The organism is Acidimicrobiales bacterium, from assembly GCA_022452145.1.
GTDB lineage: Bacteria > Actinomycetota > Acidimicrobiia > Acidimicrobiales > MedAcidi-G1 > UBA9410.
Genome location: JAKURY010000004.1, coordinates 41158 through 63590 on the forward strand (window position 1 = coordinate 41158; position 22433 = coordinate 63590).

The following is a 22433-nucleotide window of genomic DNA, read 5'->3' on the forward strand; positions in this document are numbered from 1 at the left end:
GGGCGGCCACGCTACGGGTTCAGCCGGAACCGACCACGAGGGTGACCTCGACGTCGGGCATTCCACGCCTTGCCGGCGGGGGATCCTGGGAGACCACCACCAGGGCGGCCCGGTCGACAGGGGTCCCATCGGTCGACTCGGGCAGGCCCACGACCACGACGTTGCGGAACCCCGACACCTGCAGCCGGCTCTCGGCCGCGGCCAGGGACAGCCCCTCCAGCGCAGGAACGGCCCGCTCGGCCGCCCCCAGCGATATGACCACCCGGACGTCGTCGCCCACGACCATCCGCGTACCGGCCACCGGCTCCACCCTGGAGACGCGACCGGCCGCCACCCACTCGTCGTGCTCCTCTCCCATGGTCGGCGCCAGTCGTAGGGCAATCAGCTCGGCCACCACGTCGGCCGGCATCATGCCGACCAGGCCCTGGGGCACCACCCGGGGCAGGGGTCCGTCCGAGACCAGGAGGTCGACGGCATCGCCCCTCGGGACTGTGTCACCAGACCTCAGCACCTCCAGCACGACGCCGGCGACCACGTCCTCGTTGTTGACGCGGGTCACCTCTCCGGTTACGAGGCCGGCATCGACCAGCAGGCGACTCGCCTCGGACAGGCTCACGCCCACCAGGCCAGGCGGTATCGACTGGCGCTCGGATCCGAGCGAAACCTCCAGCACCACCGTCTCGCCCGCTGCCAGGCGGGTACCTGCCGGGGGCTGCATGTCGAGCACCTCACCGGCGCTGGTGCCGTTGCGCCTGACGTCGAACCTCTCCACCAGCCAGCCCAGCTCGGTGAGCAGGGACCGGGCGCTGTCGCCCGACGAGCCCACAAGGGTGGGCAGGGCCCGCTGGGTGGGTCGGCTGATCTCCCTTACGAGCATGCCGCCGACGGCGGCCACCACGATGAGAAGGCCGGTCAGCAGGACACCGGTCCAGCGGCGACGGCGGCGGACCGGCCGGGGCGCCGGTGACACCGGCTGGGAGGGGAACACGGTCGGTGCTACACGGTCCGACTCGCCCGGCATCGGGGCAGCGCCCACCTCGCCTGGACCGACGAGCGGCAGCGGCTCGGGTCGGGCCATCCTCCCGGCGATGTCCAACAGCATGCGCCCCAACTCGCGGGCCGTGGGACGGTTCTCAGGCTCGGCGGCGCCTGCATGGGCCACCACCGGGACGAGGGGGCCCAGCGTGTCGGGAATCGGCACGTCCTGGCCGACGCGGGCGCTCAGGGTGCCCTCGAGGGTGTCGGCCACGAACGGGAGGTGACCTGTCACCCCCTCTACCATGCACAGCGCCAGGGCGTACACGTCGGATCGGCCGTCCAACGCCAGGCCCTGGGCCTGCTCCGGCGAGGCGTACCGGGCGGTGCCGATCACCCCACCGCCGCCGTACAACTCACGGCTGGCGACCCCGGTGAGGGCCTCAGCCAACCCGAAGTCGGCGACGCGGAGGCGTCCGTCCTGTCCGAACAAGAGGTTGGCCGGCTTGACGTCCCGATGGACGATGCCCTGTCGGTGGGCGTGGTCCAGGGCCCTGCAGGCCTCGAGGGAGACCATCAGCATCTGCGACGGACTGAGGGTGCGGCCCGACGAGAGGATGCTCCGGAGGCTGCCGCCACCCAGGTACTCGGTCACCAGGTAGGCCTGTCCGTCGACCCCCCAGTCGTAGATGGACACCACGTGGGGATCGGCCAGCGACGCCACGAGGCGGGCCTCGGTCCGGAACCGCTCCACGAACGCCTCGTCGCCGACCAGCGAGGAATGCAGCACCTTGACCGCCACCTGCCGACCCAGCGAGAGGTCGTCGGCCAGGTAGACGGTGCCCGAACCGCCGGTTCCGATGGCGTCGCCCAGGCGATACCGCCCGCCCAGCAGTCGGCCACCCATGCCCTGTTGGGGCGCGCCAGCCGACCCTGATGTCCCGGTAGGGGCGCTGGCGGTGAACCGGGGATCGCCCCCGAACGGTCCGTCGGTCACGTCCTGAGGCTACCCGTGGGAGCCCCGTGGATAGCCTGCACCGGTGACTCGTCGGAACGCACTCGTGATCAGCGTGCTGATGGGCCTTGGGGTGGGCATCCTGGTGCTGACCGCCATGCTGCCCAGCGAGAATCCCGGCGACCTGGCCGTCGACACCAACCCGGCCATCAGCGAGCTGCTGCCACACCGGGGAGACACCGTGCTCCCGCAGGCCAACGTCGGCGTGATCCTCACCGCCGGATGGGCCGGCGAGATCCTCCACATCGGCGGAACGCCCATCCCGCTGGACCAGCAGCGGATCCAGAAGGCCCTCAACTCGGTAATATTCCGGCCCGACGCCGGGCTCGTCCTGGACCGGCTCCCGGCCCAGGACGTCTGCACCACCGTCCGCTACTGGCCGGTCCGCAACCCAGACCGCACAGCCACCATCGACTGGTGCTTCCGGGTGGACGGCTGACCCGGACAACGCCCCGCCTCAGTCCGGGATCACTCCGATGCGCCGGGCGTTCTCCCCTGGTCGGGGATCTCTCCGTCGACCAGCAGGCGCTCGAAGGCCGCCTCGTCCAGGATCGGCACACCGAGGGCCTCGGCCCTGACCGACTTGGACCCGCCACCCTCGCCGGCAACCAGCGCCGTCGTCTTCGCCGAGACGCCGCCCGGTGACCTTCCACCCCGGGCCACGATCGCCGCCCTCGCCTCATCGCGGCTGTAGCCGTCCAGCGTTCCGGTCACCACGATGGCCATGCCGGCCAGCACCGGGGCCACGTCGGCGCCGACCGCCGGTCCGGTGTCGGCTACGAGGCTCACGCCGGCGGCCCGAAGGCTGGCCAGCAGGTCCCGGCTGGACGACTGGCGCAGCCATTCGTGGACGCTGGCCGCGATGATCGGGCCCAGGCCGTCGACCGCCTCCAGGTCGTCGACAGAGGCGGCCAGCAGGCCGTCCAGGTCGCCGAAGGCCGAGGCCACCACATCGGCCACCGTCGTCCCGACGTGTGGAATGCGCAGCCCAAACAGCAGCCGTCCCAGCGGTCGTCCCCGGGAGGCCTCGACGGCCCTGCGGAGGTTCCAGACCGACGTCTCGCCGAACCCGTCGAGGGCGCCAATGCGGTCGTAATCCAGCGTGAACACCCCGGCCACGTCCTCCAGGATGCCCTCACCGACGAACAGGTCGACCCGCTGCTCGCCGAAGCCCTCGATGTCCATCGCTCCCCTGGATGCGAAGTGTTCGATGCGTCCCCGGACCTGTCGGGGACAGGCATGGTTCGTGCAGAACGTGGCCGCCTCACCCTCCGAACGAACGAGCGGTCCGCCACATGCAGGACACGACGTCGGGAAGGACCAGGCGGGCAGCCCTTCGGGCCGCTCGACCAGCACGGGACGCAGCACCTCGGGGATGACGTCACCAGCCTTGCGGACCACCACCATGTCCCCCGGGCGGACGTCCTTCTCGCGGACCTGGTCGGCGTTGTGCAGGGTGGCCGCGGCAACCGTTGACCCGCCCACGAACACCGGCTCGAGTCGGGCGAACGGGGTAGCCTGGCCGCCGGGGCCGATCGACACCTCGATGTCCAGCAGGCGGGTGGTGCGCTCCTCGGGCGGCAGCTTGAAGGCAACGGCCCAGCGGGGAGCCCGGGCGGTGAACCCCAGTCGATCCTGCAGCCCGAGGTCGTCGACCTTCACCACCACCCCGTCTATCTCGTAGTCCAGGTCGTGGCGGGAGGCCGCAACCAGCTCCACGTGGGCCACGACCTCGTTGAAGTCGGCGAAGCGCTCCATCCGGTCGTTCACCGGCAGGCCGAGGGTAGAAAGCCAGGCCAGGGTGTCGCCGTGCGACCCCAACTCGGGCCCACCGACCACCTCACCCAGCTGATAGGCCCAGAACGAGAGGTCCCGGGTGGCGGTCACCGCTGCGTCCTTCTGGCGGAGCGAGCCGGCGGCCGTGTTGCGGGGGTTCACGTAGACCTTCTGGTCGGCCGCCTCCTGCGCGGCGTTCAACGCTGCGAAGGCGGTCAGGCACATGTAGACCTCGCCGCGCACCTCCACCACCGGAGGGGCGCCGTCGGCCAGGCGTACGGGAACGTCTCCGATGGTCCGTACGTTGGCCGTGACGTCCTCGCCTGCACGACCGTCGCCACGGGTTGCCGCCTGGACGAGCACCCCGTCCTCGTAGCGGAGCGACACGGCCAGGCCGTCGAACTTCAGCTCGCAGGCCCAGGCCGGGACCCCGTCGCCTCCGAGGCCGTCTCCGAGGCGTCGTAGGACCCGTTCGGACCATGCCCACAACTCCTCGACGCTGAAGGCGTTGTCCAGCGACCGCATGGGCACCCGGTGGACCACCTCGTCGAAGGTGGACCGCCCGGCGCCCGCCACCCGCTGGGTCGGCGAGTCCGCGGTGACCAACCACGGGTGGCGGTCCTCCAGGCCACGCAACTCGACCAGCAGGGCATCGAAGTCGGCGTCCGGGATATCGGGAGCGTCGTCGACGTGGTAGCGCTCGTCGTGGTGGCGGATCAGCGCCCGGAGCTCGTCGATCCGGGCCTCCGCGTCGTTCACGGACCGATCCTACCGGTGGCCCGGGACGCCCTCAGGGCCTACGCGTGCTCCGACCGAGCGTCCTGTAGCTCGACCGACCGGCCCGTACCCTGACGTGGTGGCCCGTCCCTCACGCCCCTCACGCCCATCCCGGCCGTTACGACCCTCCCGGCCGTTACGGGCCTTCGTGCAGCGCAATGGCCACGACCGTATCCCGGGTCGTGGTACCGAGCGGGCTGCCGTGGTCGCCCTACGGGTGGCGTGGCTGGTGCTTCCGGTCGCCCTCGGACCCACCGTTGCCGATGCCCTGCACGACATGGCCTCAGGCCCCCGGTCCACGGCCTCGGTGGCCCTCTGGGTCCTCTGGGCGATCGGCCTGACCGCCACCCTGGTCCCGCTTCCGGTGACCCTGACAGCGCTGAGGGTCGGCGCTCCGGCGCTTGTCGTCGCTGCGGCCTGGAGTGCCCCGGCAGGCGAGGGCGTCCTCCGGACGATGCCGGGGATGGTCGTGGCCGCCGTGGTGGTCGTAGCCGCCTTCTCGGCTCCGACGGCAGACCGGTTCGTGGACGGGGCCTCCTACGGCGACGAGCGGCGCTTCCAGCTCCGGGCCCCGGGGCCCGTCGCCCTGCTGCTGGGACCGTTGGCCACCGTGGTCGTCATCCTCGGCCTGGTCCTCGGTCCGGTGCTGCTGATCGGCCGCCACTGGGTGGCCGGAGCCGCAGCCATCTGCATGGGCCTCCCGCCAGCCGGCCTGGCCGCCCGTGCCCTCCACCGGCTGTCCCGACGCTGGATCGTGCTTGTGCCGGCCGGGCTCGTCCTCCACGACCATCTGGCCCTGGCCGAGCCGACGCTGATCCAGCGGGCCGGCCTGGCCCGGATCGGTGCGGCGCCGGCGGACACCGACGCACTGGACCTCACCCAGCAGGCCCATGGCCTGGCCCTGGAGGTGAGGTGCCGGGAACCCCACGACGTGCTGCCCTCAGGCCGGGGCCGCACGACCGGTGCCAGGGCAGTCGAGGTCCGCCCTGTCGAGGCCTTCCTCTGCTCGCCGATCCGACCCGACGTGGTGCTGGCCGACGCTTCCCGCCGACGCCTACCGGTCGGCTGAGAGGCTCAGGCCCGGCGGGCGATCGAACCGCCGAGCACCTGGTCGCCGTCGTAGAACACCACGCTCTGGCCGAGCGCCACCCGGGGACGGGGCTCGGCCCAGCGCACCACGCCATCGTCCAGCACCGCAGGGTCGCACGAACCGTGGGCGCTCGTCTGCACGAGGACTCTCCCTACCACGGGCCCGTCGGCCCATGAGAAGGCCTCCAGCGGCGTGGCATCGACCATCAGGTCGTCGATCGATCCAACCGTGACCGTGGCGCCGGCGACGTCGACGTCCACGGCGAAGCGGGGTGCGGCTCCCCCCGCCAGGGCCATGCCCCTCCGCTGCCCGACGGTCACCAGCTCCACAGCGGCGACCGAACCCACCTCGGCACCCGACCCGTCGACCACCCGTCCCGGGGTGAGGGTGAGGCTGCGGCGCAGGAAGTCCTCCCGGCCGTGCTCACGGGTTATGAAGCAGACGTCCTGGCTGTCCGGCTTGTCCGCCGTCCTGAGGCCGAGGCCGGCAGCCCGTCGGCGCACCTCGTCCTTGGTCAGGTCGCCGATCGGGAGCAGGAGGCTGGCCAGCTGGTCCTGGTCCAGCATGTGCAGCACGTATGACTGGTCCTTCGCCGCGTCGGCGGCCCTGGCGATCCGGCGGGTGCCGTCGGGCCGTACCACCACACGGGCGTGGTGGCCTGTGGCCAGGAGGCCGAAGCCCAGCGCCCTGGCACGGTCCAGTAGGCGGCCGAACTTGACGTGGCGGTTGCACTCGATGCACGGGTTGGGCGTCCTGCCCGCCGCGTGGTCGGCCACGTAGGGGCCCACCACCAGCGAGTCGAAGTGGTCGCCGAGGTTGAACACGTGGTGGTCGATCCCCAGGGCGTCGGCCACCCGCCTGGCGTCGTCGACGTCGGACACAGCGCAGCAGCCGGAATCCGACTCGCCGCCCCAGAGGCGGAGCGTCACGCCTACAACCTCATGTCCGGCCTCCAGCAGGAGTGCGGCGGCCACCGAGGAGTCCACGCCACCCGACATGGCGACCATCACCGGGCCGTAGACCGGCTGGCCGGTCATCGGGACCCCACGGCGCGATCGTGCTCCCTGAGTCGGGCCACCGCTGCCGGGATGACGGCCAGGGCGTGGTCGACGTCGCCGTCGCAGGAGCCGTGGCCGAGGGAGAGCCGCAGTGAGCCCACGGCCGACGCCCGGTCGACGCCCATGGCGGCCAGCACGTGGGAGGGCTCCTGGGCACCGCTGGCACACGACGCGCCGGCGCTGGCCGACACGCCGTCGCGCTCCAGCAGGAACAACAGCGCCTCGCTCTCGATGCCGTCGAAGCAGACGTGGGCGATGGCGGGCGTGCGCTGGGTGCCATAGGGGACGGTGCGGTGGCTGTCCGGTACGCCGGCCAGCAGGCCCGCCTCCAGGCGGTCCCTCAGCGCCCCCACCCGTGTGACCGTGGCATCACGATCGGCTACCACCAGGCGGGCCGCCTCGCCGAGGCCGACGATGGCCGGCACGTTCTGGGTGCCGCTGCGCCGTTCATGTTCCTGGCCACCGCCCCGCAGGACGGGCGCCAGAGGCACGCCCGACCTGACGACCAGGGCGCCCGCCCCCTTGGGCCCCCCGAACTTGTGTCCGGTCAGACTGACCAGCCCGGCGGCACGGCAGGCCACCGTGAGGTCGATCCAGGCGACGGCCTGGACGGCGTCGGTGTGGAGCACCGCCTCGTGCGCGCCCTCGGCCAGCACCGCCGCCACGGCATCCAGGTCGTTGCACACCCCGGTCTCGTTGTTGGCCGCCATTACCGACACCAGACGGATCCCGTCGACAGCGGAGAGCACCTCGGCCAAGGCCCCGAGGTCGATCCGACCGCCGGCATCGGTAGGCACGACGATTCCGCCGGCATCGGCCACCGGCGCCAGCACCGCCGGATGTTCCACCGCGCTGCACGCCGGCAGGCCACCGGTCGCCCGCACCACGCCGTCCACGGCCAGGTTGTCGGCCTCGGTGCCCCCGCTGGTGAACACCACGTCACCGGGCCCGGCACCCACCAGCGCCGCCACGATGTCCCGGGCGTCGTCGATGGCCCGTCGGGCGGCACGGGCCACGGCATGGGAACCCGACGGGTTGCCGGGATGATCGGCCAGCCACGGCAGCATCGCCTCGACCACCTCGGGTCGGGCCGGCGTGCTTGCCGCATGGTCCAGGTAGGCGCCCTCCATGGGTCCGAGGCTACGACCTAACCCGCTTGGCGGGCCTGCCGGATCCGGCCATACTCCGCCGATGGACGGCTACGACGAGCGCACCTACGGCGACCGCTACGCGGAGGTATACGACCACTGGTACGGCGATGACGGTGGGATGGCCCTCACACGTATCGGCACGCCGACCGACGTGGCCAACCGAATCGCCACGCTCGCCGGGAGCGGACCGGTACTGGAGCTAGGCGTGGGCACGGGACGACTGGCCCTGGCCCTGGCGGACCGCGGGCTGGACGTCACCGGCCTGGACGCATCGGGCGCCATGCTCGACCGCTTACGGGCCAAGCCCGGATCGGAACGCCTGACCCTGCTGGAGGGCGACATGGCGGCCCCGCCGAGCCTGACCGACGACACGTTCTCCGTGGTCCTCGTCGGCTTCAACACCTTCTTCAACCTGACTACGGTCGAAGCCCAGGCCGGGTGCATGGCATCGGCGGCCCGCCTACTGCAGGGTGGCGGTCGGTTCGTGGTGGAGGCGTTCGTGCCCGATCCGAAGCTGGCCACCGACGGCGTCTCGGCCCGCTACGTGGGCCTGGACCGGGTGCTGCTGGACGTGGTGAAGGTCGACGGGGCCGAGCAGGTGATCACTGGCCAGCGGATCGAGATCAGCGCCGCCGGCAACCGGCTATTCCCCTACGTCCTGCGCTACGCCACCCCCAACCAGATGGATGCCATGGCCTCGGCAGCCGGGTTGCGGCTCGAGGACCGCGCGGAGGACTGGCACGGCACCACGTTCGACGACGGGTCGCCGGCCCACGTGTCGGTCTGGGTGAAGCAGTAGGCCGGGTCGCCCGGGCCCGAATCGGGCGGGTCGGCTCGCCCGGGAACCGGTCGTGTCAGTCGGCTCGCCCGGTCAGGAGCGGCAGGTCCAACATAGGACGGTTGCTGCGCTTCAGCTCGGAGAACGTAGAGAACCGGCAGAGCGTCAGCGTGGCCTCGTAGAGCTCCAGGCACGCCTCGTCGGTGTCGGGCACCGACGAGATGACCGGCCCGAAGATGGACGGTCCGTCCGGTGGGCCGAAGGTGATGATCGGTGTGCCGACGTCACGGCCTGTTCGGCCCACCGCCACCTCCGTCTCGGCCCGCAGCACTTCGTCGAACGACGGGTCCGAGGCCGCCTCGGCGTGGCCGGAGTCGAAGCCCGCCAGCGCGAGCACCTCTGTCAGGTGCTCAACGGTGGCGACACCGGACCGGAAGTCTGTCCCGGGCTCCGCCACCCGGTGCCAGATGGTCTCGCCGAACGCACGATAGAGCGGGTCCATGGCTCCGGACCCCTCGGCGGCGCGAACCGAGGCCGCCACCCGGAGCATCCGGCGTCCCCGCTCGTGGGACTCGCGGTAGCCCTCGGGGAACTCGGCGTCGTAGTCCCGCTCCTCGTTCAGGATCGAAAGGTTGATGAACCGCCACTCGATGGTCAGCCCACGCAGCTCGGCGACTCGCCGAAGCCACCGGGAGGTCTGCCATGCGAACGGGCAGACCGGATCCCAGAAGAACTCGATGTCTGCGTGTTCAGCCATGTTCCGATCTTCGCCCCTGCATGGCCTCAGCCCACCAGCGGGTCCGTCCAGTTCCCGGCCGCCCAGACGCCGGCTGCCAGGAACACGACCACCAGGCCGTAGAGGACCGACGTGCCCGCGAGGCGCGGGAACCGTCGCCGGTCACAGGCGTCCAGCAGCCAGGCCAGCACCGCTCCCCCGACCAGACCACCCAGGTGGCCACCGATGCTGATGCCCGGACGACCGAAGGTGAAGAAGAGGTTGACGACCACAAGGCCACCCAGCCCTGTGTGCCAGGGGTTCACGCCCCGGTGCAACTGGTGGACGACGGTTGCCGCCATGAGGCCGAACACGGCGCCCGATGCCCCGACGGTCAATGCCATCGGGTCCATGAGCATCACGCCCAGCGAGCCGGCGGCCAACGAACCCAGGTAGAGGCCCACGTACCGAACCGGTCGATGGAGGTGCTCCAACTGCTGGCCGAGCATCCACAGCAGGAACATGTTGAAGACGAGGTGGAGGAGTCCGCCGTGGAGGAACCCACCGGTCACGAGCCGCCACCACTCGCCGGCGGACACGCCGACCACCGGATCCATGCCGACGTACGGTGCCCATCCGCCGAGGAGGCCGTGGTCGCCCGTGATGCCACCACCACCGGATGCGAACCGGTCGTAGAGCCGGGTGCCCGTTCCGCCGGCCAGCACCATGAGCACGAAGCCGGCGAGGTTCAGGCCGATGAGGACCGTTGTGGCGTCCCGTCCGGACCGGGCGGGAATCCGCAGGCCACCGGCGGACGGCGCCGAGCGGGGAGAGAACCGCTGTGTGGACCTGGACGCCACACAGGCCGGACAGTGGAAGCCGACCGAGGCCGAGTGCATGCAACGGGCGCAGATGCGTCGGTTGCAGCGCTGGCACCGTACCCCGGCCCGGTTCTCGGGGTGCCAGTGGCAGACCTCGGCGTCCGGTGGGGATTCCATCCGGCGCACCGTACCGGCGTACCCGACGGGCCCCGGTGCGCCCGTGGTCACCTCGCCACGAACTCAGGGGCGGAAGACGAGCGGCCTCAGAGACGGATGATGACCGGCACACAGTCCGGGTCGGTGACCCAGGCGAAGAACAGCAGTTGGGGTTCGTCACAGGTGACGGTGGCGTGCCGCACCCCGGTGTCGTGGAGGATCACCGTCCCCGGCCCGTGGGTCGACCACGCGTCGCCCTTCTGCCAGTCGGCGGAACCGGCCAGCACCCAGTAGACCTCGACGGCCTTGTGGACGTGGGGCGGGTAGGTGACGCCGGGACCCTGCAGGACCATGCCGGCGAACACCTCGTCGCTCAGGTACACGGGCGTCGCCGTACTCCCCGAGATGGCGTCCTCGGCGGCACCGATGATCGGCGAGTAGGCGTAGCCCAGACGCATGGCGTCCATGTCCGGCTCCCCTGCGTATTCGGGGTACGGAACGACCCAACCGGTCCGGGATGCGACCATCCGGGCCAGGTCGGCGGCCGGTCCCACCCCGGCTGCCAGGGTCGTCTCGAGGTGCTCATCGACCACCGGCAGGGTGACCCGGGGTAGCTCCGCTGCCGGGACGACCCGCGTCAGCGCATCGGCCAGCAGGGCCATTGGACTCTCCATTTCGGGATGGCCGGCGCCCTCGGCGACGGCGAGGTCGTGGAAGGCGATCAGGAAGGGGTCGCGCACGGCGCGGAACCTAGACCCGGCACCGGGCAGCGGCCAGCACCCGGAGGCCGAGCCGAGCCGCGTCTCAGCAGCCGCGGAAGGTGGCCCTGCCCGGTCCGTGCTCGAAGAACGACTCCACGCCGTGTCGGGCGTCGTCGGTCTCGAAGACCTCCATGAAGAGGTCCAACTCCAGGTCCACGCCTGCATCCAGCGAGAGCCGGAGGCCCTCGTCGATTGCCCGCTTGGCTGCCCGGATGGCCACCCGGGGACCGGCGGCGTAGCCGGCGGCCAGGGCCAGAGCGCGCTCCAGTAACCCGTCGTCGGGCACCACCTCGTCGGCCAGGCCCAGTCGAAGGGCCTCGGAGGCATCCACCTGGGCTCCGCCCCAGATCAACCGCTTGGCCGTCGATCGACCGACCAGGCGGGTCAGGCGCTGGGTGGCCCCGCCACCGGGGATGATGCCCAGGAGCACCTCTGGCTGGCCGAACACCGAACGCTCCCCCAGGATCCGCAGGTCACAGCACCAGGCCAACTCGGCGCCCCCGCCGAGGGCCAGGCCGTTGACCGCGGCGATCGTCGGACACGGAATCCGCTCGAAGGCGGCGAAGGCCGATCGGAAGGCATCGGCCTGGATCGGACGCAGGTCCGGGTCGGCGAACCCGGCCAGCTCCGCACCCGCGGCGAACATGCGACCGGCACCGGTCACTACGACGGCTCCCGGGGGATCGTCGGCACAGTCCAGGGCCAGGGCCTCTATCTCGTGGAGCAACGCCGCATCCAGGGCGTTGACCTTGGGACGGTCGAGGGTGGCCAGGACAACGCCGTCGTCGCGTCGCTCGACACGGAGGAGGGGCCGTTCTGTCACCTCTGTCACCGCCGGAGGGTACCCAGCAGGACCGGTAGCCATGGAACCGGACTCCGGATCGCCACCAGTCCGGCTCAGAGGAAGACGGCGGTGCCCTCGTCGGGGTCGGGTGCTCCGATGGGCCCGTCCGGGTTGGCGGTCTCGCCCACGTTGCGCACCGACGTCACCCCGTCCACCCGGTCCCTCAGGATCCGCTCGATGCCGGCCTTGAGCGTCTGGTCCGAGGCCGGGCAGGTGGTGCAGGCCCCGACCAGTTCCACGGTGACCTCGCCAGTCACCTCGTCGACGTCATGCAACTCGATGTCGCCGTCGTCGGCCTGGATCGCCGGACGGATGATCTCGATGACCTTCTCCACCCGGGCCCGGAGGCCGGGGGTCGCCTCGGTGGTGACGTCGATCGACATGGCTTCATTCTCGCACCACCGGCCACAGACGCCACCCCCATCCGCCCGACAGACCCCGATGATCGACCGCCGTAGGCTCGGACGGTGCCCCTCCAACCCCTCCCAGGCATCCGGCTTCTCGCCCACCAGGGTGGCTGGGACGAGATCGGCCTGGTGGCCGGTCCACTGGCCGTGGTCGCCGCACTGCTCTGGATGGCCGACCGCAGGGCCCGCCGGATGGGCCGACGCCAGGACGACGACGCCTGACGGCCTCCGTCAGGAAATGTCGGCTCCCAGGCGGGCCAAGTTGCCGACCAGGTCCTGGTAGCCGCGTTCCACATGGTGGGCGTCCGCCACCACCGTCTCACCGTCGGCGGCCAGGCCAGCCACCACGAGGGCCGCCCCGGCCCGGATGTCGGGCGCACGCACCGGCGCCCCGGAGAGCGCTTCCACCCCCCGGACCACCGCGTGGTGGCCCTCCACGCGTATGTCGGCACCCATGCGCACCAGTTCGGGGATGTACCTGAACCTGCCGGCGAACACGTTCTCGGTGAGGATCCCCACCCCGTCGGCCACGGACAGCAGCGCTACCAGCAGGGGCTTGTAGTCGGTGGCCACCCCTGGATACGGCAGGGTCGACACGTCTACGGAACGCAGCCGGTCCGGCGCCGTGGCCCACAGCACGTCGCCACCGTCGTCGACCCGCAGGCCCATGTCGCCCAGCTTCTCTAGCAGCATCTCCATGTGGTCGGCCCGTGCGCCGTGCAACTGGATCGCCCCGCCGGCCATGCCGACGGCCGCCAGGTAGGTGGCCGCCTCGATGCGGTCGGGAACCACCGTGTGTGTGACCGGGTGCAGCCGTTCGACCCCCTCGACGGTGATGGTGGAGCCGCCCGCACCGTGGACCTCAGCGCCCATGGCGTTCAGGAAGGCCGCCAGGTCGGCGATCTCGGGCTCCCGGGCCGCATTGTCTATGACCGTCGTGCCCTTGGCCCTGACGGCCGCCATCAGGAGGTTCTCGGTGGCCCCCACGCTCGGGTACTCGAGGATGACCCGCGCTCCCACCAGCCGCTCGGCCCGGCCCTCGATGTAGCCGTGGCTGGTGGTGAACGTGGCCCCCAGCTGCTCGAGCGCCCTGAGGTGCATGTCGATCGGACGGTGGCCGAAGTCGTCGCCGCCGGGCACCGACACCCGGGCCTCGCCGAACCGTGCCAGCAGCGGGCCCAGCACGACGATGGACGCCCGCATCCGCTCCACCAGGTCGTACGGAGCCTCCGGAACCATCACCTCGGGCACGTCGATGGTCAGGATGTCCGGCGCCTGGTCGGAGGAGCCGTGGGTGACGGTCGCCCCCATGCCGTCCAACAACTCGGCCATGAGGGCGACGTCGGCGATCCGCGGAACGTTCCGGAGGGTGAAGCGCCCGGGGGCCAGCACCGAGGCCGCCATGAGCTTCAGGACCGAGTTCTTCGCTCCGGAAACCCGGATGGAACCGGACAGTGGGCCAGATCGCCGGACCCGGATGACCGAACGACTACCGGTCCCGGCTGAAGAATCGTCTGAGACGGCATCCACCCCCTCAGTATGGTGGGCGACCGAACGGACCGGAGGGCAGCCCATCACCACCAGCACGCCCGATGGCACCAGCGGTCGCACGACGACGGTGGTCGTGGTCCACGAGGTGGATAAACGCGGCCTGGCCGATCTCCGGTCCCCCCGCGACGACCTGGTCCGGGAACGTGGTCCGGAGCCCGCTTCCGGATCGGCAGAGCGCTTCGGGCTGGCCCACGGCCCGTTCCACGCGTGGGTGCGCACGCTGGTCGTCGCCCCGTCGGACCCGGCGGCACCAGATGGCCGCCTCTCACGGGTGGTGGAGACCATCGAATACCGGGCGGCGGTCGGCATCTGGCGCCCCCTGTTCGCCCTACCGCTACGTCATGCCGTGAGGACCCGGAAGGTGCCGTGGTGGGCGCCGCCGGACCGCCTCGACGCCCGGGCCAGCCGGGTGCTCTCCCTCCTGGCCTGCATACAGGTCGTCGACGGCTACCTCGGCACTGTCATCACCCAGACCATCACCTTCGCCAGCGACGAATTCCACCGGAGCGACACCGCACAGGGTGTCACGCTGGCCGTCGTCCGCCTCGGAATCGTCGTGGCCCTGGCCGTGGTGGCCCTCGCCGACAGGAGCGGCAGGCGACGCCTGCTCATGGCCGCCGCCGTCCTGGCGGTTGCCACCACGGCGCTGGGGGCCCTCTCGCCGGGGCTCTGGTTCCTGGGCGGCACGCAGCTGGTGGCCCGGGGCCTCACTATGGGCATGGGGATCCTGATCGGGGTGTTCGCCGCCGAGGAGCTCCCACGCGGTTCACGTGCCTACGGGGTGAGCCTGCTGGCGCTCTGCGCCGCCCTGGGGGCCGGCATGGCCGTGTGGGTCCTACCGGTGGCCGACCTGGACCCACGGGGCTGGAGGGTCGTCTACCTGGTGCCGCTGGTGGCCATTCCCGGCCTCGTGGCCATCGGTCGACGCCTCCCGGAGTCCCGCCGGTTCACCGCCAACGCCCCGGCAGGCGCCGACGGCGGCCGGCCCTCCGGCGCCCTGAGGCGCATCGAGGGGCGTCGACTGCTCCTGTTGGCCGCTTCGGCATTCCTCCTCCTGGTGTTCGCCGCACCGGCCAGCCAGTTCCAGAACGACTTCCTGAAGGACCACCGCGGCTACACGGCCGCCGGCATCACCCTGTTCACCCTCCTGACCACCACCCCGGCAGGCATCGGCATCTTCATGGCCGGTCGGTTGGCCGACACCAGGGGGCGTCGGGGCGTGGGGGCGGTCGGCCTCCTCGGCGGTACGGCCTTCATCGTCGTCGGGTACCACACGGCGGGGCTCGCCATGTGGACGACCAACGTCATGGGTGCCGTACTGGGATCGTTGACCGTGGCCCTCGGCGTCTACGGACCCGAGTTGTTCTCGACCAGGCACAGGGCCCGGGCCAACGGCCTGATAGTCACCCTGGGCGTAGCCGGTAGCGCCACCGGGCTGCTGGTGGTGGGGATGCTGGCAGACCGGTTCGGGTCGTACGGTCCGGCCTTCTCCGTGGTGGCCGTCGGGCCTGTCCTGGCCGCCGTGCTCGTGCTGGGTTGGTTCCCCGAGACGGCCCGGGTGGAGCTGGAGGCCCTCAACCCCGGCGACGCCGACCTCGACGACGTATCGCCGGGCGGAGCAACCCCCGACGGGTCCTGACCGGCTCGAAGGGGTCAGGTCTGGAACGTGTCGGCCATCCAGGCTTCGACGGCGTCGCAGACGATCCCGTCGGCGCCCTTCAGGTCGTGGCGCTTCCCGGGTAGGCGGACCACCGTCACCGGTCCGGCGATTGCCGACAGGTGGGTGTCGAATTCCTCCGGGGTCCCGAACTCGTCCCGGTCGCCGGACACGAACAGGCACGGCATGTGGATGGACCCGAAGTGGCCGGTCCGCAGGTTCTCCGGCTTCCCAGGCGGGTGCAGCGGGTAGCAGACCAGCACCAGGCCGGCCGCCGGCAGGCCCTCGGCCACTGCCATCGAGCACATCCGACCGCCCATGCTGCGCCCACCCAGCACCAGCCTGTCCGGGTCCAGGCCGTGGGCCCCGGCCATCGCGGCCACGCCGTCGCGCACCGCTTTGACCAGCACCGGTGCCCGGTCGGGGAAGGGCTTCCCGGCCTTCCGGTAGGGGAAGTCCATGCGCTCCACCGGGAGGGGTGCCATCCGGTCCTGGAGTACCACCAGGCCCGGATGGTCGCGGTCGCTCCCCGCCCCAGGGGTCAGGAACAGGCCGGACACGGTGGGCGACGTGGTCACGGCCGGAGGGTAGCGCCGGCAACCCTGACGACGGCCCGGCCCGACCGGAACCTGTGACGGACCCGTCGGTAGTCTGTTCCCATGGACGGCACGCACTCCGCGGACGGGGCGGCCCGCCACGAAGCGCTGGTCGCGACGATGACCGGTGGCATGGCGCCGTCGGTGCCGGCGTTCGCCGGAAGCGGCCGGTTCCATCCTGACGGACGCCCGAAGGGTGAGTTCCGGGACTCGCTCCGGAATCCCGCAGACGCCCGCAACGCCTTCACGGTCGCCGGCGCGGTCCTGTTCCCGGTCGCCGTGGTGGCAGCCGCCGTGGCCATCGCCCACCCGATCGCCTGGGTGCTGGCGTTCATGGTCATGCCGGTGGCACAGAACCGCCTGTTCATCCTCCACCACGAGGCCGCCCACCGGGTCCTGTTCTCGAGCCGGCGGGTCAACGACCTGGTCGGCATCAACCTCATTGGCTGGCTGACCTTCGGCACCGGCGGCCACGGTTACAGGATCGGCCACATCAGACACCACCGTGACGAGTTCGGACCCGACGAACCGGACTTCCTTCTCTACTCGCAGTACCCGATCACCCCTGCGTCGATGCGTCGAAAGCACCGCCGTGACCTGTTCGGGGTGTCGGCGTTCCGGATCGTGCGCCCCCGGTTCCAGCGACTAGGAGAGGCCCGCCACCGCCGCCTCACCTACTGGTTCCTCGCCGGGCAGGCGCTGGTGTTCAGCGCCTTCTGGTCCTTCGGACGGCCATGGCTCTACCTGGCGCTCTGGGTCCTCCCCTGGGCGACGCTCTACCAGGTGGTCAACCGGCTCCGGGCAATCGCCGAACACGCCGGGATGACCCGGTCGCTGGACCGGCGACGAACCACACACCACGTCCGGCAGTCGCTCCTCGCCCGAATGGTGATGGTCCCGCTGAGCGTCGGCTACCACCTGGCCCACCACGCCGACATGACGGTCCCCTACCGCAACCTGCCCCGCCTACACGAGGCGCTGGTGGAGGACGGATACGTCGGCGATGTCGAGTGGCCGACCTACCGGGCGCTCTGGCGGACCCTGCGGTCCGCCGAGCCCGTAGCGGCCTGACCCATTCCCGGCCCGACTCGACTGCAGACTGGGTCGTTCCCGGGCCGGACCTATTGCGACGGGACCCGAGTCGGGTAGGGCTCAGATCTCGACGACCCCGTGGACGTCCAGGTTCCGGAACGTCGTGCCGTCGGAATTCTCGGCCGCTGCCTCCTGGGTGCCAGCCTTCTCGTCGTTCTCGGCGGCCGACTCCGCCGAGTCGAACTCGACGATCATCAGCGTGACCCCCGGCCGGTCCCGGTCGCCGCACACGGTGGCCCGCCGGGCGTTTGTCTCTCCGGCCATCTGCTCCGCATATCCCTGGACCTTTGCCAACTCCTCGGCCGGATCCGACTCGGACTCGATGATCTGGATGAAACGCATGGGGTGCCTCCCTGTCTGCCGCCGGGAATATCCCGATCGGGGAAGGGAGGATCCCGCGTGGGTGGGGCCGCCACAAGGCGCTGGCCCGTCGACCAAACTCAGGTCAGGGTTCGGAGCACCTCGGTCAGGCCGCCGGCCAGGCCGGTCACCTCGGCCTCGTCCGCATCGCCGTCGGCGAGCAGGGCCATGAGCTGAGTGGTCCGGTCCCCGAGGGCGTTCCAGAGTTGGCCGTCGATTCCGAACGGGGGCCGGTGGTCCACCAGTACCGGGACCAGCTGGATGAGCTGTTCGATTCCCGCGAGGTCGCGGGCGTCACGCCGAAGTCGGTCGCAGGCCACGAACATGTCGCTCAGGAGGCGGTTGGCCTCCAGGCCCTCAAGCTCCGGGCGTTCGTCTGCTCCAGCCTGGAAGGCATCCAGCGCGGCTTCCACCGCCTCCTCGTCGGCAACCAGCACCAGCAGGTCCCCTTCGGCGTCGAACTCGTAGGGGATCTCGAGCCGGCCCAGGAGCTCGCCGAAGGCCGACTGCTCATCGGCCGCCCAGGCACCCATCTCATAGGCCAACTTCTCGGCATCGGGATCCAGCGCCGGGCCCCCGGCGTCGTCGGCCTCGGCCACCGCCAGGTCCACGGCCTCCTCGTCGGCCACCAGCACCACCAGGGTGGCGCCCTGCCAGGCATGGGCGATGCCGCCACCGGTCAGGAGCTGGTCCAGGATCCGACGGCTCTCGCCGGCCCACTCATGGAGCTCGTAGGCCAACTGGTCCTCGTCGGTCGAGCCGACGTCGGCGGCGTCGGTCGGCGCCTCGTCCACCAGCGCCACGCCGCACTCCACACAGTCCTCCACGCCCATCGTGTACTGGATCCCGCACTGGAAGCACCATCCCATGGCCGTCATCCTGCCACCGGTCGACGCCCCGCAGGGCCACGGCGATCGGACACGACCGGGAGTGGACGGGGCTATGTTCACCTCCCATGACCGCCAACGCCCAGGTACCCGATCGCAACCTCGCCCTCGACCTCTGCCGGGTCACCGAGGCGGCCGCCCTTGCTGCGTCGCGTTGGATGGGGCGGGGTGACAAGGAGGGGGCCGACGGGGCGGCGGTGGACGCCATGCGCCACGTGCTGGACACCGTCACCATGGACGGCGTCGTCGTCATCGGGGAGGGCGAGAAGGACGAGGCGCCGATGCTCTTCAACGGCGAGCACATCGGCAACGGGCAGCCGCCGGCCGCCGACATCGCCGTGGACCCCATCGACGGCACCACGTTGACCTCCCTGGGCAGGGCCAACGCCATCGCGGTGATCGCCGTGAGCGACCGCGGCACCATGTACGACCCGGGGCCGTGCGTGTACATGGAGAAGATCGCCGTCGGCCCCGAGTGCGCCGGCGTCATCGACATCACTGAGTCGGTCACCGAGAACCTGAGGCGCATCGCCGAGGCCAAGCACGAGGAGGTCCGGGACCTGACCGCGGTGATCCTGGACCGGGACCGCCACGCCGAGCTCATCTCCGAGGTCAGGGCGGCCGGGGCGCGCATCCGGCTGATACCCGACGGCGACGTGGCCGGCGCCATCTCGTCGGCGTGGCCGGGTTCGGGCGCCGACGTGCTGTTCGGCATCGGTGGCACGCCGGAGGGCGTCATCTCCGCCGCAGCCCTGAAGTGCATGGGGGGTGCCATCCAGGGTCGCCTCTGGCCCCGAAACGAGGCCGAACGCAACGCCGCGGTGGAGGCCGGCTACGACCTGGCACGGGTCCTGACCACCGACGACCTCGTGGCCGGAGACAACTGCTTCTTCTCGGCCACCGGGATCACCGACGGCGACCTGGTCAAGGGCGTGCACTACACGTCGGGGTCGGCCCGCACTCAGTCGCTGGTGATGCGCTCGCGGTCGGGCACGGTTCGCATGATCGACGCCCACCACTCCTTGGACAAGTTGGAGTCGTTCTCGCCCGTCTATTGATCCGTGCCGGCCAGCGGTCGGCGACGGCCGGAGGCCGACGGTCTGGCACCTGCTGGGCCGCCGGGCCCGGAGCGCCGTGGTTCCGAGACCGGGCTCAGGCCTCGGCGCCTGCCACCCGGAGGCGCAGTTCGGCACGTGCCAGGGCGCAGGCTGCGTCGGCGTCCTCCTTGTCGGCCGCCAGTGCAGCCTCGGCTGCGGCCCTGGCCACACGGGCACGTTCGACGTCGATCCCGTCTGAGGACTCGGACACGTCCGAGAGGATGCTCACCCTCGTGCCTGCGACCTGCACGAAGCCCTGGTGGACGGCAATGGTGTCCCGGTCGCCATCGGGGCGGATCACGTCGACCGACCAGACCGCCAGCACGCCGATGAAGGGCACGTGGCCCGGCTGGAAGGCAATGTCGCCCCCCTCCAGGGTCCGTGCAACCACCATCTCGGCCTCGCCGCTGTATGAGATGGCCTCCGGCGAGACCAGCTCGATCTGGAACGTCATTGCCCGGGTCAGCCCTGCAGCTCGCGGGCCTTGCGCCGCGCGTCCTCAGCGCCGCCGACGTTCAGGAAGGCCTGCTCGGGCAAGTCGTCCAGCTCGCCGTCGACGAGGGCGGCAAACGAATCCACGGTCTCCTCGACCGGGGTTGTCACGCCTGGCAGGCCGGTGAAGACCTCGGCGACGTTCATAGGCTGGGACAGGAACCTCTGGACCTTGCGGGCCCTGGACACCGTGATCCGGTCCTCCTCGGAGAGCTCGTCGAGGCCGAGGATGGCGATGATGTCCTGCAGCTCCTTGTAGCGCTGGAGGATCTCCTGGACACGGCGGGCCGTGTCGTAGTGCTTCTGGCCGACTACCTCCGGGGTGAGGATGGTCGACGTGGATGCCAGCGGATCCACGGCCGGGTAGATGCCCAGTGCGGCGATGTCGCGGCTCAGCTCGGTGGTGCCGTCGAAGTGGGTGAACGACGTGAACGGAGCCGGGTCGGTGTAGTCGTCGGCGGGCACGTACACGGCCTGCATCGAGGTGATCGACCGGCCCCGGGTCGTGGTGATCCGCTCCTGCAGGTCGCCCATCTCGTCGGCCAGCGTCGGCTGGTAGCCCACGGCCGAGGGCATCCGGCCCAGCAGGGTCGACACCTCGGAGCCGGCCTGGACGAACCGGAAGATGTTGTCGACGAACAGCAGCACGTCCTGACCCTGCACGTCGCGGAAGTACTCGGCCATGGTGAGGGCCGATAGCGCCACCCGGAGGCGGACACCGGGCGGCTCGTCCATCTGGCCGAAGACCAGGGCAGCCTTTTCCAGCACACCCGACTCTTCCATCTCCAGGCGGAGGTCGGTGCCCTCACGGGTCCGCTCGCCCACTCCGGCGAACACCGACACGCCACCGTGGTTGGTGGCCACGCGGTTGATCATCTCGGTGATGAGGACCGTCTTGCCCACACCGGCGCCACCGAAAAGGCCGATCTTGCCGCCCTGCAGGTAGGGGGTGAGGAGGTCGATGACCTTCACGCCGGTCTCGAACATCAGGGCCTTGGGCTCCAGCGAGTCGAATGACGGGGCCGGACGGTGGATCTCCCAGCGCTCCGCCCCCTCTCCGGCCGTCGGGTCGTCCAAGCCTGCACCCGTCACGCTGAACACGTGACCCAGGGTGGCGTCACCGACCGGCACGCTGATGCCCTTGCCGGTGTTACGCACCGCTGTGCCACGGGTTAGGCCGTCGGTGGGCTTCATGGCGATGGCCCGCACCCGGCTATCGCCGATCTGCTGGGCTACCTCGGCCACGATGGTGACCTCGTTGCCGTCGATCACGACGTCGAACTCCAGCGCCGTGTTGATCTGCGGCAGGTCCCCGATGGGGAACTCGGCGTCGATCACCGGTCCGGCGATGCCGACAATGTGACCGTCGGTGAGCGCGGTGTCAGTCATTTGTTGCTCCTGGCCCTTCTTCGTTCTCGTACGTGTCTTCTCAGGCCTCGACGCCGGCGGCGAAGGGCACCTCTGTGGTCTCGTCATCGGATCCGAGCGCCTCGGCACCACTCACGATCTCCATGATCTCGGTGGTGATGGAGTCCTGGCGGGCCCGGTTCATCTCTCGGGAGAGCTTGGTGATCAGCTCTTCGGCGTTGTCGGTGGCCGCCTTCATGGCGCGCTGGCGGTTGGCGTGCTCGGATGCCGCCGACTCCAGCAGGGCGCCGAACAGGCGGGCCTCCACATAGCGCGGCAGCAGGGCGGCCAGCACCGCCTCCGGAGAGGGCTCGAACTCGAAAGAGCCCCTGATACTGGCGTCTCCGCCGCCCTCGGCGGCAATGGTCTCGGTGCTCTCCAGCGGCAGGAAGCGGCGGGTGGCGACCTTCTGGCTTCCGATGCTGATGAACTCGGTGTAGACGAGCTCGACGCGGTCCACCCGGCCGTCGGTGAACATCGACGCCACCGTCTCGGCCACCCGGCGGGCGTCCTCGTAGGTGGGGTTGTCGCTGATGCCGTCCGTGTAGAAGTCGATCGTGAAGTTGCGGAACCTGAAGTAGTCCCGGGCCTTCTTGCCGATCACGATCAGGGCGTAGTCGGCGCCCTCCGAGCGGGCGTTCTGCACCTGGCGTTCCGCAGCCCGGATGACCGCCGAGTTGTACGGGCCCGCCAGCCCGCGGTCCGAGGAGATGACAACCACGCCGACGCGGGCGACCTTCTCGGCCCGGCGGAGCAGCGGATGGTCGATCTCGGCACCACCTGCGGCGAGGTTCTCGATGACCGAGGTGATCTGCTCGGCGTAGGGCTTGGCGGCTCGGGCCCGCCGCTGGGCCCTGACGACGCGTGTGGCTGCGATGAGCTCCATGGCGCGGGTGATCTTCTTGGTGTTCTGGACGCTGCCGATGCGGCGTCGCAGTACCCGTTCCCTACCGCCGGCCACGGGACGTTC

At 70.8% G+C, this 22433-nt stretch carries 23 protein-coding genes; 7 read left to right on the forward strand and 16 right to left on the reverse strand.

Annotated features, from left to right (window positions below; translation table 11 throughout):
• Nucleotides 1–19: 19 nt before the first annotated feature.
• Nucleotides 20–1972 (reverse strand): protein kinase, encoded by a 1953-nt coding sequence (locus tag MK177_02245; protein ID MCH2426136.1) that lies wholly within the window; start codon nucleotides 1970–1972, stop codon nucleotides 20–22.
• 43 nt (nucleotides 1973–2015) lie between these two features.
• On the opposite strand from MK177_02245, the gene MK177_02250 reads away from it, so the two are divergent.
• Nucleotides 2016–2429, forward strand: a complete 414-nt coding sequence (locus MK177_02250) for a hypothetical protein (protein MCH2426137.1) — start codon at nucleotides 2016–2018, stop codon at nucleotides 2427–2429.
• 29 nt (nucleotides 2430–2458) lie between these two features.
• Here the strand turns inward: MK177_02250 and ligA are convergent, their stop codons facing one another.
• Nucleotides 2459–4525 (reverse strand): NAD-dependent DNA ligase LigA, encoded by a 2067-nt coding sequence (gene ligA, locus MK177_02255; GenBank protein MCH2426138.1) that lies wholly within the window; start codon nucleotides 4523–4525, stop codon nucleotides 2459–2461.
• 166 nt (nucleotides 4526–4691) lie between these two features.
• Here ligA and MK177_02260 point away from each other — a divergent pair, with 166 nt between their 5' ends.
• Nucleotides 4692–5612 (forward strand): hypothetical protein, encoded by a 921-nt coding sequence (locus MK177_02260; GenBank protein MCH2426139.1) that lies wholly within the window; start codon nucleotides 4692–4694, stop codon nucleotides 5610–5612.
• Between the two features lie 5 nt (nucleotides 5613–5617).
• Here the strand turns inward: MK177_02260 and mnmA are convergent, their stop codons facing one another.
• Nucleotides 5618–6670 carry a tRNA 2-thiouridine(34) synthase MnmA gene (mnmA, locus tag MK177_02265; GenBank protein ID MCH2426140.1) on the reverse strand — a complete coding sequence of 351 codons (1053 nt, stop codon included), beginning with the start codon at nucleotides 6668–6670 and terminating at the stop codon, nucleotides 5618–5620.
• The gene (locus MK177_02270; protein MCH2426141.1) at nucleotides 6667–7821 is read right to left on the reverse strand and encodes a cysteine desulfurase; all 1155 of its coding nucleotides are present in this window, start codon (nucleotides 7819–7821) and stop codon (nucleotides 6667–6669) included. The genes mnmA and MK177_02270 overlap by 4 nt, the downstream gene beginning before the upstream one ends.
• Before the next feature lie 61 nt (nucleotides 7822–7882).
• Here MK177_02270 and MK177_02275 point away from each other — a divergent pair, with 61 nt between their 5' ends.
• Nucleotides 7883–8641 (forward strand): methyltransferase domain-containing protein, encoded by a 759-nt coding sequence (locus tag MK177_02275; GenBank protein MCH2426142.1) that lies wholly within the window; start codon nucleotides 7883–7885, stop codon nucleotides 8639–8641.
• A gap of 55 nt (nucleotides 8642–8696) precedes the next feature.
• Here MK177_02275 and MK177_02280 read toward each other — a convergent pair whose 3' ends face one another.
• The 5 genes from MK177_02280 to MK177_02300 form a co-directional block, all read right to left on the reverse strand.
• Nucleotides 8697–9377 (reverse strand): hypothetical protein, encoded by a 681-nt coding sequence (locus MK177_02280; GenBank protein ID MCH2426143.1) that lies wholly within the window; start codon nucleotides 9375–9377, stop codon nucleotides 8697–8699.
• A gap of 26 nt (nucleotides 9378–9403) precedes the next feature.
• Nucleotides 9404–10333, reverse strand: coding sequence for a rhomboid family intramembrane serine protease (locus MK177_02285; GenBank protein MCH2426144.1), 930 nt, complete (start codon nucleotides 10331–10333; stop codon nucleotides 9404–9406).
• A gap of 86 nt (nucleotides 10334–10419) precedes the next feature.
• Nucleotides 10420–11052, reverse strand: a complete 633-nt coding sequence (locus MK177_02290; GenBank protein ID MCH2426145.1) for a dimethylsulfonioproprionate lyase family protein — start codon at nucleotides 11050–11052, stop codon at nucleotides 10420–10422.
• Nucleotides 11053–11116: 64 nt separating this feature from the next.
• Nucleotides 11117–11905 carry an enoyl-CoA hydratase/isomerase family protein gene (locus MK177_02295; GenBank protein MCH2426146.1) on the reverse strand — a complete coding sequence of 263 codons (789 nt, stop codon included), beginning with the start codon at nucleotides 11903–11905 and terminating at the stop codon, nucleotides 11117–11119.
• Nucleotides 11906–11970: 65 nt separating this feature from the next.
• Nucleotides 11971–12300, reverse strand: coding sequence for a NifU family protein (locus MK177_02300; protein ID MCH2426147.1), 330 nt, complete (start codon nucleotides 12298–12300; stop codon nucleotides 11971–11973).
• Between the two features lie 84 nt (nucleotides 12301–12384).
• On the opposite strand from MK177_02300, the gene MK177_02305 reads away from it, so the two are divergent.
• Nucleotides 12385–12546, forward strand: a complete 162-nt coding sequence (locus tag MK177_02305; GenBank protein ID MCH2426148.1) for a hypothetical protein — start codon at nucleotides 12385–12387, stop codon at nucleotides 12544–12546.
• Between the two features lie 9 nt (nucleotides 12547–12555).
• Here MK177_02305 and murA read toward each other — a convergent pair whose 3' ends face one another.
• On the reverse strand, nucleotides 12556–13854 hold the full coding sequence (murA, locus tag MK177_02310; protein MCH2426149.1) for a UDP-N-acetylglucosamine 1-carboxyvinyltransferase: 1299 nt from the start codon (nucleotides 13852–13854) through the stop codon (nucleotides 12556–12558).
• A gap of 94 nt (nucleotides 13855–13948) precedes the next feature.
• Here murA and MK177_02315 point away from each other — a divergent pair, with 94 nt between their 5' ends.
• Nucleotides 13949–15514 (forward strand): MFS transporter, encoded by a 1566-nt coding sequence (locus MK177_02315; protein ID MCH2426150.1) that lies wholly within the window; start codon nucleotides 13949–13951, stop codon nucleotides 15512–15514.
• A 14-nt stretch (nucleotides 15515–15528) separates the two neighbouring features.
• On the opposite strand, the gene MK177_02320 is transcribed toward MK177_02315, so the two are convergent.
• Nucleotides 15529–16110, reverse strand: coding sequence for a dienelactone hydrolase (locus MK177_02320; protein MCH2426151.1), 582 nt, complete (start codon nucleotides 16108–16110; stop codon nucleotides 15529–15531).
• 81 nt (nucleotides 16111–16191) lie between these two features.
• Between MK177_02320 and MK177_02325 the strand changes: the two genes are divergently transcribed.
• Nucleotides 16192–17199: a fatty acid desaturase gene (locus MK177_02325; GenBank protein MCH2426152.1), complete on the forward strand. Its 1008-nt coding sequence runs from the start codon at nucleotides 16192–16194 to the stop codon at nucleotides 17197–17199.
• An 81-nt stretch (nucleotides 17200–17280) separates the two neighbouring features.
• Here the strand turns inward: MK177_02325 and MK177_02330 are convergent, their stop codons facing one another.
• A complete protein-coding gene (locus tag MK177_02330) occupies nucleotides 17281–17562 on the reverse strand; it encodes a hypothetical protein (protein MCH2426153.1) in 282 nt (93 codons plus the stop codon).
• A 98-nt stretch (nucleotides 17563–17660) separates the two neighbouring features.
• Nucleotides 17661–18449 carry a hypothetical protein gene (locus MK177_02335; GenBank protein ID MCH2426154.1) on the reverse strand — a complete coding sequence of 263 codons (789 nt, stop codon included), beginning with the start codon at nucleotides 18447–18449 and terminating at the stop codon, nucleotides 17661–17663.
• Between the two features lie 86 nt (nucleotides 18450–18535).
• Between MK177_02335 and glpX the strand changes: the two genes are divergently transcribed.
• Nucleotides 18536–19525 (forward strand): class II fructose-bisphosphatase, encoded by a 990-nt coding sequence (gene glpX / locus MK177_02340; protein ID MCH2426155.1) that lies wholly within the window; start codon nucleotides 18536–18538, stop codon nucleotides 19523–19525.
• A 94-nt stretch (nucleotides 19526–19619) separates the two neighbouring features.
• On the opposite strand, the gene atpC is transcribed toward glpX, so the two are convergent.
• From atpC to MK177_02355, 3 genes are read right to left on the reverse strand one after another with little or no spacing between them, the layout of a single operon-like run.
• Nucleotides 19620–20018, reverse strand: coding sequence for an ATP synthase F1 subunit epsilon (atpC, locus tag MK177_02345; protein ID MCH2426156.1), 399 nt, complete (start codon nucleotides 20016–20018; stop codon nucleotides 19620–19622).
• Nucleotides 20019–20026: 8 nt separating this feature from the next.
• Nucleotides 20027–21445 (reverse strand): F0F1 ATP synthase subunit beta, encoded by a 1419-nt coding sequence (atpD, locus tag MK177_02350; GenBank protein ID MCH2426157.1) that lies wholly within the window; start codon nucleotides 21443–21445, stop codon nucleotides 20027–20029.
• Between the two features lie 40 nt (nucleotides 21446–21485).
• On the reverse strand, nucleotides 21486–22424 hold the full coding sequence (locus MK177_02355; GenBank protein MCH2426158.1) for a F0F1 ATP synthase subunit gamma: 939 nt from the start codon (nucleotides 22422–22424) through the stop codon (nucleotides 21486–21488).
• Nucleotides 22425–22433: the final 9 nt, after the last annotated feature.